This window comes from Leeuwenhoekiella polynyae, assembly GCF_004104075.1.
GTDB classification, from domain to species: Bacteria; Bacteroidota; Bacteroidia; order Flavobacteriales; family Flavobacteriaceae; genus Leeuwenhoekiella; species Leeuwenhoekiella polynyae.
Genome location: NZ_QOVK01000033.1, coordinates 25,357 through 36,896, shown reverse-complemented (window position 1 = coordinate 36,896; position 11,540 = coordinate 25,357). Strand labels below are relative to the sequence as shown.

The following is an 11,540-nucleotide window of genomic DNA, read 5'->3' as shown; positions in this document are numbered from 1 at the left end:
GACCAAAAGCTTTTAATTATTAACGATTAACAATCCTACCCGATCCGCAAAACCAAAAAAAATAGCTACAGCAAAAAAACAAAAAGACCGCCTAAATGTTTTTAGACGGCCTCTTTTCTTTTATTTTAGATATACTTTTAGCAAGCCAATAGTTCCTTAAAAGTAACTGACTTTTAGTTTCGGTAGGTCTTAAGCAATTCAGTCTTTAATTATCATGTAATTTTTTTAAAATGAGATTTGATACACTACATAAAACACTTCAGGTGGATGATAATCAAAAGTTAAACAATCAGTTTATAGGGCTCGTCTTGAGTTTGAGTTTATTGAGCTCTGTTCTTAATCTTTTGAATAACTACATGGAAGGAATTTCATTGAATAACATCGTTGCTACTGTTCTGGTTGTAATTTCGGCATGGTTGATTTTCTATTTATGGAAGAAAAAAACTTCAAGAACAACTATTGACTTAAATGAAATTGAATGCTTAGCTGAAATATCATTTTTTAAGAAGTCTTATTTCTATCTCAAACTTGCTGATGGTAAAATCCGTGAATTGGAATCTCCCCAAACCCGTACAGGAATCAGTGATTTTAAGAATCAGTTTCTAGAACAACATATTGAAATTAAGAAAATGTATTTTTTCAACCTGATTTAATATGGTCTATCGTATAACATTCATGCTGAGTTTACTGGTTCTTGCTTATTCTTGTAAAAAAGTAAATAGTGATCAAAACCCAACAAGCACCCAAAAAGAAGCGAAAGAACCCAGACTTAAAAATTTATTAGAAGATTTTCCTGCACTTGACGAATCGGGCTATGTACATGCCGTAATTGAAATTCCGGCAGGAACCACTGTAAAATGGGAGCTCAATAAAAGATCCGGAAAAGTGGAGTGGGAATCGGTAAACGGTACGCCCAGAATTGTAAATTACATCGGTTATCCGGGTAACTACGGTATGATTCCGCGTACGTTACTTGATAAAGCTCATGGAGGGGATGGTGATCCACTAGATATTTTAGTATTAGGTGCACCTGCTGAACGAGGAAGCGTCATCAGCTGCAAGCTTATTGGCGTTTTGTATTTAAAAGACCGTGGGGAGCAAGATGATAAACTGATAGCTGTAGCTGCAAATTCCCCATTTGAAAACCTGCAAAGTATGGAAGAATTAGATGCAAATTTTCATGGAGTTTCGGAAATAATCTCAATTTGGTTTAGTAATTATAAAGGACCTGGTATGCTGCAAGCTTCAGGATTTGGTAATGCTCGAGAAGCTAAACAGCTATTGGATCAAGCTATTCAGGAATACCAATCAAAGCATTAAAAAAAGCATCCCGTTTAAATAACCTGATGCTTTTCTAGTGATTTTTATATTCAAATTAGTTCTTAAAAGGACCGGCATTAAAATAATCCATCCAATTATCCTGAACTTTTAAAACTTGCTCAATTACATCACGCACACAGCCTTTACCTCCTTTTTTGTGCGAAACATACTTAGCAACTTCTTTGATTTCTTTTACTGCATCTTGCGGGCAACACGGTAAACCAACCTCCTGCATAACAGGATAATCCGGGATGTCATCACCCATATATAAAATGTTTTCCGGCTTGATGTTATTTGCTGTAATATACTCGGTATACTGTTTCATTTTGGCGTGAGCACCCAGATGTATATCGGTAACGCCTAGGGCTTCCAGTCTGCTGCGCACGCCTTCATTAGTTCCGCCGCTAATGATGCAAATTTTATAGCCCTTATCTAAAGCGCATTTAAGGGCGTAACCGTCCTTTACGTTCATCGTACGCAACATGCCGCCCTCTGAATCTATGATTAATGATCCGTCAGTCATCACACCGTCTACATCAAAAATGAAGGTTGTAATATTTCTTAAGTATTCTTTATAACTTTTATCGCTCATAATAGTTTTGAATTGCTTGTGTTAGTAGCGTGTATAGTTGTTTTTGTTCGGCGCTTTTTAATGCCGAAAGCTGTTTGTTTATTGTAGGTGTATCCTTTCGTTTTGCAGGACCGGTTTGTGAATTTTCAGGTCCAATACTAAATGCTTTTTGAACGGTTTCCAGCATTAAGGGTTTTAATAATTCAAACGAAACGTTATGGTCATTACAAAGCTGTTTGGCTTCGGTCAAAATGTGATTTGTAAAATTATTACTGAAAACTGCTGCAAGGTGTAAAGCAGCCCGATCTTTAGAATTTACGGTAAAATAGTTCGCAGAAAGGCTTTCGGTTAGAAGCTTTAAAACTCCTAAATCATCCTGAAGCTTTGCTTCAATTAAAAACGGTATTTCTTTATATACCAGTTCTTTTTCCTTTGAAAAACTTTGTAGCGGGTAGAGGACTCCACAACGTTTATTTTGATCTAAAATTTGTATAGCTGTACTTCCGGAAGTATGTACAATCAACGCTTTAGATTCCATCAATTGTTGGGAAACCGCAGCGATTGAAGCATCACTAACCGCAATTAAAATCACATCAGAATAAAATGTTTTTTCAAGTTCTTTATTCAGATTTAACGTGGCACTAAATTCTTCAAATGTTTTTAATTTTTCTAGATCTCTTCCTGCAACAAATTGTAGGTTAACACCTTGTGCTGCGCTAAACGCTCTAGCAAGATGAAACGCAACATTCCCGGTACCGATTATTGAAAGCTTTAACACGCATCAAAAGTACACAAATAAGACTTAATTAATAAGGAATAGCCAGCGTTAAAGCTTTATTAATGGTCTTTTGTTTCGTAACTTCGCGCAATCAAAAAATTGCACATTTACCATGCAAAAGCGTATTGCAGATTTCCTGTTTTCTACCCGTTTAATGGCCGTTTTATTTATTGTTTATGCTGTAGCGCTGGCTACAGGTACTATTCTTGACGCTGGCCAGGAAACTTCCCCCACACCGTATACTCGCGAACTCGTTTATGAAACCTGGTGGTTTGAGCTGATTCATATAATTTTTATCATTAACTTTTTAGGTAACATCTGGCGCTTTAAGCTCTGGCGAAAAGAAAAGTGGTCTACACTGGTTTTTCACCTGTCTTTTATCCTCATTATTTTTGGAGCAGCCTGGACGCGCTATTTAGGATATGAAGGCGTTATGCCTATCAGAGAAGGAGAAACTCAGAATACTTTTTTAAGTGAAAAAACCTATTTGCAGGTTTTTATAGATGGTGAAAAAGACGGGGCTCCTATGCGTAGGGTTTTAGATCCTAAGCGTTTAAATCTTTCTCCAAGGCTGGATAATAGTTTTGAATGGGAAACAGATTTTGCTGGGAAACCGGTGACGCTCTCGTATTCTAATTTTATAGATGGAGCTGAAGAAGGCTTGATCGAAGATGCTAATGGTTTATCACAGCTCAAAATTGTTGAGGCCGGTGATGGTCAGCGTCATGAGCATTATATAGAAGAAGGGCAGGTTGCGAGTATTCACAATATGCTATTTGCGTTGAACCAACCTACAGAAGGTGCGATTAACATTGGGTATGATGGGGAAAATTATACGATAGACACACCGTTTGAAGGGAGTACCCGGGTTATGGCAACACAAACTGATTATGATGTTGCAAAAGACAGCGTTCAGGAATTGAAGCTGAGAGCACTTTATCAATTAGGGGGGATGCAGTTTGTAATCCCAGATCCGGTGATGAAAGGTAGAAATGGGATTGTTGAAGCATTCCCAAAACAGAAAGGCCAGGCTGATGCGTTATTTGTAACCGTAAAAACGGAAGACGGACAGGAAGAAATAGGTTTATTAGGAGGTAAAGGCTTTAGCAATGAAATGGTTTCTACAAAAATAGGAGACCTCACTTTTCATATGGCCTACGGAAGCAAAGCGGTGGAATTACCATTCTCTATTAAGCTCAATGATTTTATTGCAGAACGCTATCCGGGAACTACCAATGCATATTCTTCTTACAAGAGCGAAGTGACTGTTATTGACGGGCCACAAACCAGTTTTGACTATGATATTTTTATGAATCACGTTTTAGATCACAAAGGGTATCGCTTTTTTCAGGCGAGTTTTGATCCTGATGAGTTGGGTACGGTACTTTCAGTAAATCACGACATGGTGGGAACCTGGATTACGTATATCGGTTATTTTCTCTTGTATTTAGGTTTGATGATCATTCTGTTTGATAAAGGAAGTCGTTTTGGAGACCTAAAAGTAAGATTGGATAAAGTAAAAGCTAAAAAGGCGAAGCTAACCGTAATCGCTATTCTTTTCGCCCTTGGCGGAACTACAACTTTTGCGCAGGAAGAGCACGTCATTGTAGAAAACGGAAATACGAAAGTCGTTGAGCAAAAACCTGAAGATATAATTCCGGGTACTGCGACATTAGAACAAGAACAGCACACAGCTCCTACGAAAATCCAGGTCGACTCCATGCTGATGGCTAATAAAGTACCTGCAGAAGAAGCGGCGAAGTTTGGCAAGTTGGTTATACAAGACGATGGCGGGCGTATGATGCCGGTTAATACCTTCTCGAGTAAATTGCTGCGTAAATTGAGCCGAAGCGACAGTTACGAAGGGCTTACGGCAGATCAGGTTTTCTTATCTATGGTTGAAACTCCGTTTTTTTGGTATAATGTAGATTTTATTTATATCAAAAAGGCAAATGACAGTTTGCGCGGAATCATCGGTGTTCCTAAAGATCAGGAGTTTGTGAGTGCTATAGATTTTATAGACAATATGGGGCGTAATAAACTCGATCCCTATATCACCAGCGCGTATCAAGCTGAAGTGAAAAACAATTTTGATAAAGACTTTATAGATATTGCAGAGCGTCTGGGGTTGTTGAATCGTGCCGTGAGTGGTGAGATTTTAAAGATATTCCCTTTGGTTGATGATGAAAATAACAAATGGGTTTCGTATCCGGAACTGAATGAATCTGGTTATAAAGGGATGGACTCTCTATATACCAAACAGATTCTTCCGCTCTATTTTTCAGCTTTAAAAGAAGGAAATGAAACCGGAGATTATTCGAAGGCAGATACTTTTTTAAAGAGTATTAAAAGTTTTCAGGAAAAATATGGTAGTGCGGTAATGCCTTCTCAGGACAAAGTAGATGCTGAAGTCTTTTACAACAAGCATGATATTTTCACAAAACTCTATTGGATGTATTTGCTGGCGAGTATCGTTATGTTTGTTTTTGTGATCATTCGCATCTTTAAAGACAACACGTTTATTAAAACGATGGTTCGTATATCTGGTGGGGCAGTAGTATTACTTTTTGCGCTACACACCTTAGGCTTGATCTGGCGTTGGTATATATCTGGTCACGCACCGTGGAGTGATGCCTATGAGTCTATTTTATACGTAGGTTGGGCAACTATGTTTTTTGGATTGGCCTTTGGCCGAAAGAGTTCGCTCACTATTGCGAGTACTGCGTTTGTTGCGGCGTTAATTCTTTGGGGGGCAAGTATGAACTGGTTAAACCCTGCAATTTCAAATTTACAACCGGTTTTAGATAGTTATTGGTTGATGATCCACGTAGCGGTTATCGTTGCCAGTTATGGTCCTTTTACGTTAGGAATGATCTTAGGTCTGGTTTCGCTTCTTTTAATGTTGCTGACTAATTCTAAGAATAAAACTAAAATGGAGCTTAATATCAAAGAGCTCACAATCATCAATGAGATGGCGTTAACGGTAGGTCTGGTGATGCTTACTATAGGTAACTTCTTAGGAGGGCAATGGGCCAATGAAAGTTGGGGGCGCTACTGGGGCTGGGATCCTAAAGAGACCTGGGCATTGATCAGTATTATGGTTTATGCATTTGTGATACATATGCGTTTAGTTCCCGGTTTACGCGGCAGATGGTTTTTTAATCTGATGTCAATACTAGCTTACGGAAGTATTATGATGACTTATTTTGGCGTGAATTTCTGGTTATCTGGTTTACACAGTTATGCGAGCGGAGATAACATATTAAACCTCAATAGAGCTATCGGTATTTTTATAGGTGTAGTTGTGTTTGCTCTGTTAGCGTATCCTAAATACAAGAAGTTTTATAAAAAATAAGATTGCTCAATAGGTTATAAAAAGTTTTGGTCTGCACTTAGTTGAATTGGCTTTTTGCATATCAAAACTTTTTCATTTGGACTGAATCCATATGTATTGGTATAATCTGATGTAAACTCATTGACAGCAACACAGAATCCAGCTTGTTCTAATCTTTTTTGAAGTCCATCAACAGCATAAATCCTCACGTGATCCGATTGCCCAAAATGCTGTTCTCGATCTTCAGGTGCTGTTATTGTAGAATCTTCATAAGTGTCACCTTCTTTAAAAGGCGTTTGTATGATGCAGGTGCCCCCAAATTTGAGAACCCGAAATAATTCTTGCATAGCTTTTTTATCCTCTTTAATATGTTCTAGAATATGATAACCTATTATTAGATCAAAGCTTTCGTCAGCTGAGTCCATTTTTGTGATATCAAAAGAAACATCAGACCAGAAGTTTTCTGATAAATCAGAGCTTAAATAATGGGGTTGTTTTTTCAATACTCTGTAAATACTTCTTGAAGGTGAGCAGTGCAGTATTTCAGTTTCCGGATTAAGAAATCCATCATTCACTATTTGGTAAAGTCTTCTGGTTCGTTGAAGGCTTCCGCATCGCGGACATAATCTTTCGTTTTTAAGCGATACAAAATTGGATAATTCTTTTCTGCAGAGATTGCATTGGTATTTAGTTCCTTTATAAAACAAATAATAGAAATACCGAAGTGCATACTCATATCTAAACAATAAACGCCTGGGGACAATTTTTAAAATAAAGCTCTTAATGCTTGAATACATAAATTAGAAAAGTTGCGTTATATGAACTTTTATTGGCGCCGCAAAGGGTTTAATACCCCGAGGCTCGCCTCGAAATTGAAAATTTCTTTCTAACGAATGCCTCGTGGGCCTGCCTTTGTCGGCAGACAGGCTTGCCCCGAGGTAGTTTACTCGATAATGAGATTTAAACTTCAGAAGCTTACCTATAAAGTGATCTGCTGAAATGTATCACAATATAAAACTTTAGATAAACAAAAAATGGCCGTCTATACAGACAGCCATTTGTATTAGTGATTAAGCTTCTTATAGCCCAATTAAAGTTCGCCAACCATATCTTCCGGTTTCACCCACTCGTCAAATTCTTCTTCGGTTACATACCCCAAATTTACAGCTTCCTCACGCAGGGTTGTCCCGTTTTGGTGAGCAGTGTTTGCAATTTCAGCAGCTTTATAGTATCCTATTTTTGTGTTCAGCGCAGTAACCAGCATTAGCGAATTGTCTAACATGGTTTTAATACGCGGATGATTGGGTTCAATACCCGCAGCACAATGCTCTTCAAAAGAAGCGCAGGCATCACCTATTAGCTGAGCACTGTGTAAAAAGTTTGCAGCCATTACCGGTTTGAACACGTTGAGTTCATATTGGCCTTGCATTCCGCCAACGGCGATAGCCATATCATTACCGATTACCTGAGCACAAACCATAGTAAGCGCCTCACATTGCGTAGGGTTCACTTTCCCCGGCATAATAGAGGATCCCGGCTCATTTGCAGGAATTGTGATCTCCCCAATACCAGAACGTGGTCCACTCGCTAACAAGCGAATGTCATTGGCGATTTTATTTAAAGAAACCGCAAGTTGCTTCAAAGCTCCGTGAGATTCTACGATCGCATCATGTGCCGCAAGCGCTTCAAATTTATTGTCTGCAGTTTTAAAAGGCTGCTCTGTAAATTTTGCAATATAATCTGCAACTAATTTTGCATAACCTTCAGGTGTGTTTAGTCCGGTTCCTACGGCAGTTCCACCAAGAGCCAGTTCAGATAAGTGATCTAATGTATGCTCAAGCGCTTTTATCCCGTGATCCAATTGAGAAACATAACCGGAGAATTCCTGACCCAAGGTTAGGGGAGTCGCATCCATTAAATGCGTACGTCCAATTTTTACTACCTCCCGGAACTCGTCAGATTTATTTTTAAGTGTATTTCTTAATTTGATAACTCCCGGTAGGGTCACTTCCATTACTTTTTTATACGCAGCAATGTGCATCCCTGTTGGGAACGTATCGTTTGAAGATTGCGATTTATTGACATCATCATTAGGTTGAAGTGTTTTATCACCTTCTCCTAATTTCTTTCCGGCTAGTAGATGTGCGCGGTTTGCGATCACCTCATTCACATTCATATTGCTCTGCGTACCTGAGCCGGTTTGCCAGATTACAAGCGGAAACTGGTCGTCGTGTTTTCCTTCTAAAATCTCATCACAAACTTGAGCGATCAGGTCTCTTTTTTCTTCAGAAAGCACTCCTAATTCTGTATTGGTATAAGCAGCAGCTTTTTTAAGGTAAGCAAAACCGTAAACGATTTCTAAAGGCATTGAAGCCGGATTCCCAATTTTAAAATTATTGCGAGAGCGTTCGGTTTGAGCACCCCAGATTTTATCTGCCGGTACTTTAACTTCGCCCAGCGTATCTTTCTCTATTCTGTATTCCATTTTGGTATTTTTAGTGGTCTAACAAAAATAAAGGTTTGTCGTTAATTTTTACTGTTTAGGATGGTTATAAATCTGTTTATAAATTAAAAAATGAGTTGTGTTTTTTACAAGATAAATACTAAATTTGCCATAAGACAAAAACCATATTATGTTTGAATTTGATCAATACTTAGGCTTCTTAGCATTTTTAACCATTTTAACCATCGGGTTTTGGTTAATGATATTTTTAGTTTCTATTCTTCCTTATTGGATAGGTGGTGCGTTTGTAGAACGTATGAAAGAAATCCGTGAGAAGAAAAAATTAGAAAGAGGAAATTCATAAGTATTCTTACCATATACTTTTACGTAAAAAGTCCTGCTCCATCTGAGCAGGACTTTTTTTTTGATACGAACTAAACTCTTATTTTCAGCTCTTTAGAATGGAATTAAAAAATAAAAAGCCTTCTCAACTGAGAAGGCTTTTTGAATTAGGGAATGAAAGGGTATTGTGGTTAACCTTGGTAATCGCCTTCCTCATCGTCACCTCCTGATTGGCGATTTTTCTGGCTTTCGTTTTTGCGTTGATTGAAGCGGTACACAAATGATAAGTTAATTTGGCGTTGTCTCCACTGAAACTCGCTATCTCTTGTAAACAAATCATTTGTGGTAATTTGACTTCTTTTTCTTCCGTTTAGCAAGTCACTTACATTCATAGAAACCGTACCGTTATCACCCAATACGTCTTTGCTCAATGCAAGATCTATAGATAATATACCGTCTGTATCAGACTGTGCATTTTGTGAAGCACCTCTGTAAAAAGCATTGGTTTGCCAGTCTATATCTAGCGGAAGTGAAACCTTTGAACTAAAACGCGCAAAGTAACTGGTGTTTTTAGCGCTATAGTCTACGTTATTAAAAAATCCTTCTGTGTTGAATTGAAAGAAGTTAAAACTCCCATTCAATCTTAACCATTTTACCGGATTGTATAAAACACCCAGTTCTGCACCTAAACGTTCGTTACTTGAAAGGTTTACAGGAATACTTCTGATTACCGTATTTCCATTGGTGTTGCTTCCTTGTCCTTGTAGCTCAATAATCTCTTGTACCACTTCAAAAGATTCAGTTTCGCGTTGAAAATAAACCGAAGAGGTAAGGGTTAATTTATCCCATCTCTTTAAGTAGCCTAAGTCATAAGCATTTGCAAATGCAGGCTGTAAATTAGGATTTCCCTGAAATACGTTATTCCGGCTACTTCTATCCGGAAACGGATTTAAGAACCATCCTCTTGGGCGGTTGATACGCCGGTTATATCCTAATGTGACATTCTCCCGATCATTCAGCTCATAGGTAACATTAAGCGTAGGGAAGAGGCCTAAATAATTGTTATCAAAATCAGTATTGATCTCAAAACCATAAATATCCTGTAATTCTGCTTCCGTTAGTGCAGAACCTATTTTTCCTTTAAGTTGTGTATTTTCTAAACGCAAGCCTGCTAAAACAGAAAAGTCCCCAAATTTACTCCCTAACTGTGTATACGCAGCATTTACATTTTCGGTGTAATCAAAGAGATTGGTTAATGTATCGTTTTGAACAAAGTTGTTGGAATTGGCAATCTGCTCTTGGGTTACACGATAATCTGTAACTTCATTTTCAAAATTACCTCGGTAACCTGCTTCAAATTGAGAACCTTCACCAAATGGAAGCACATAATCTGCCTGAATCAAATATTCGTTTTGCTTTTCATTGGTCAACAACCGCTCTGCTATAATAGGGGTAGTATCTTCCGTGTCAAAAGTGATATCTTCATTGATGAACGTATTTTGAACCTCTTCACTGGTTGCATACTGTACATCTGCAGTTAACTGATGCCCTTCGTCATTAAAGCGGTTGATGTAATTTAGAGAGAACTGGTACCGATCATCTTTTTCTTTTTGACGTTCTATACGTGTCGTTTCAAGAACTTTAGAAGCATCCCTAAAACTTTGAGTAAGGTTTGTTGTTTCGTCAACATCATTACCGTTTCGGTAGAAAACAGTACCGGTAATAGAAGATTTATCAGATATATAATATTCTAATCCAAGGTTGGTATTGAAACCCCGGTTTAGACGTTGAATATCGCGATCTTCAATAATACGATCGTAAGTAGGAGTTACCTCATTTGTCGTATTGTATTGTGTATCAAAATATCCGTTACCCGGAGAACTAGAATAGCGGTACCCTGTAGTGTTGAAAACGTTGAACTTATCTGTACGTAAATTTAGATTTGCTGAAATACTAGCCAGGTCAGGGTTACCCACACTTGTATTTAAAGATCCGTTAAAACCTAATGTTTTCTCTTTACGTAAAATGATATTCAAAATACCGGCTGTACCTTCTGCGTCATATCTTGCGGAAGGAGAAGTAATCACTTCTACACGCTCTATAGCATCTGCCGGTAGTTGTCTTAAAACATCAGTAGAACCATAACCGGCAATGGCTGAAGGTTTCCCATTAATGAGTATGCGTACATTGTCGTTACCTCGTAAACTGATACCTCCTTCTACATCTACAGAAACCGAAGGAACGTTATTTAAAGCGTCACTTACCGTACCACCAGCTGTAGTTAAGTCTTTACCAATGTTGTAGATTTTTTTATCCAATCTGATATCTACCGTAGTGGTTTCGGCAACCACAGTAACTTCATCCAGATCTGAGGCCGCAAATTCTAATTGTGTTGTCCCCAGGTTTAGATCTCCAGATATCTTTTTAGTAAGAATAATGGGCTGAAAAGAAATGTACTCAATTTTGATCGTGTACTCTCCTGCAGGAACTTCAATAGTAAAATTACCGGAAGTGTCTGTAATACCCCCTTCCACATCCTCAGCATTATTAACATCTGTGACGGTAATTGTAGCGTATTCTAAGGGGATACCTGCATCTTTATCAACCACTTTACCTGTGATTGAATAGGTTGAAGATTGAGCGTATGTCAGGGTTGTAAATACTAAAAGTAACCCCAACAGGAAAATATTTTTCATAGTCATTTTTTGGTTTCAATACTTAGACTAAGAAAATAAGAGAGGTTTAATTACAA

Annotated in this window: 9 protein-coding genes; 4 read left to right on the top strand and 5 right to left on the bottom strand. The window is 38.1% G+C overall.

The window, feature by feature from the left end:
- Positions 1–230 precede the first annotated feature (230 nt).
- Together DSM02_RS19620 and DSM02_RS19615 are read left to right on the top strand one after the other, a co-directional pair.
- The gene (locus DSM02_RS19620; RefSeq protein WP_128767182.1) at positions 231–653 is read left to right on the top strand and encodes a hypothetical protein; all 423 of its coding nucleotides are present in this window, start codon (positions 231–233) and stop codon (positions 651–653) included.
- 1 nt (position 654) lies between these two features.
- On the top strand, positions 655–1,320 hold the full coding sequence (locus DSM02_RS19615; protein WP_128767181.1) for an inorganic diphosphatase: 666 nt from the start codon (positions 655–657) through the stop codon (positions 1,318–1,320).
- A gap of 55 nt (positions 1,321–1,375) precedes the next feature.
- Here the strand turns inward: DSM02_RS19615 and DSM02_RS19610 are convergent, their stop codons facing one another.
- Positions 1,376–1,912, bottom strand: a complete 537-nt coding sequence (locus DSM02_RS19610) for a KdsC family phosphatase (RefSeq protein WP_128767180.1) — start codon at positions 1,910–1,912, stop codon at positions 1,376–1,378.
- Positions 1,902–2,669 (bottom strand): Rossmann-like and DUF2520 domain-containing protein, encoded by a 768-nt coding sequence (locus tag DSM02_RS19605; RefSeq protein WP_128767179.1) that lies wholly within the window; start codon positions 2,667–2,669, stop codon positions 1,902–1,904. The genes DSM02_RS19610 and DSM02_RS19605 overlap by 11 nt, the downstream gene beginning before the upstream one ends.
- 112 nt (positions 2,670–2,781) lie before the next feature.
- On the opposite strand from DSM02_RS19605, the gene ccsA reads away from it, so the two are divergent.
- Positions 2,782–6,024 (top strand): cytochrome c biogenesis protein, encoded by a 3,243-nt coding sequence (gene ccsA, locus DSM02_RS19600; RefSeq protein ID WP_128767178.1) that lies wholly within the window; start codon positions 2,782–2,784, stop codon positions 6,022–6,024.
- Between the two features lie 14 nt (positions 6,025–6,038).
- Here ccsA and DSM02_RS20625 read toward each other — a convergent pair whose 3' ends face one another.
- Both DSM02_RS20625 and fumC read right to left on the bottom strand, forming a co-directional pair.
- Positions 6,039–6,506: a methyltransferase domain-containing protein gene (locus DSM02_RS20625; protein ID WP_240674116.1), complete on the bottom strand. Its 468-nt coding sequence runs from the start codon at positions 6,504–6,506 to the stop codon at positions 6,039–6,041.
- 587 nt (positions 6,507–7,093) lie between these two features.
- Positions 7,094–8,488, bottom strand: a complete 1,395-nt coding sequence (gene fumC, locus DSM02_RS19590) for a class II fumarate hydratase (protein WP_128767176.1) — start codon at positions 8,486–8,488, stop codon at positions 7,094–7,096.
- 148 nt (positions 8,489–8,636) lie between these two features.
- On the opposite strand from fumC, the gene DSM02_RS20450 reads away from it, so the two are divergent.
- The gene (locus DSM02_RS20450; RefSeq protein WP_164917884.1) at positions 8,637–8,810 is read left to right on the top strand and encodes a hypothetical protein; all 174 of its coding nucleotides are present in this window, start codon (positions 8,637–8,639) and stop codon (positions 8,808–8,810) included.
- Positions 8,811–8,979: 169 nt separating this feature from the next.
- Here DSM02_RS20450 and DSM02_RS19585 read toward each other — a convergent pair whose 3' ends face one another.
- Positions 8,980–11,484, bottom strand: coding sequence for a TonB-dependent receptor domain-containing protein (locus tag DSM02_RS19585; RefSeq protein WP_128767175.1), 2,505 nt, complete (start codon positions 11,482–11,484; stop codon positions 8,980–8,982).
- Positions 11,485–11,540: the final 56 nt, after the last annotated feature.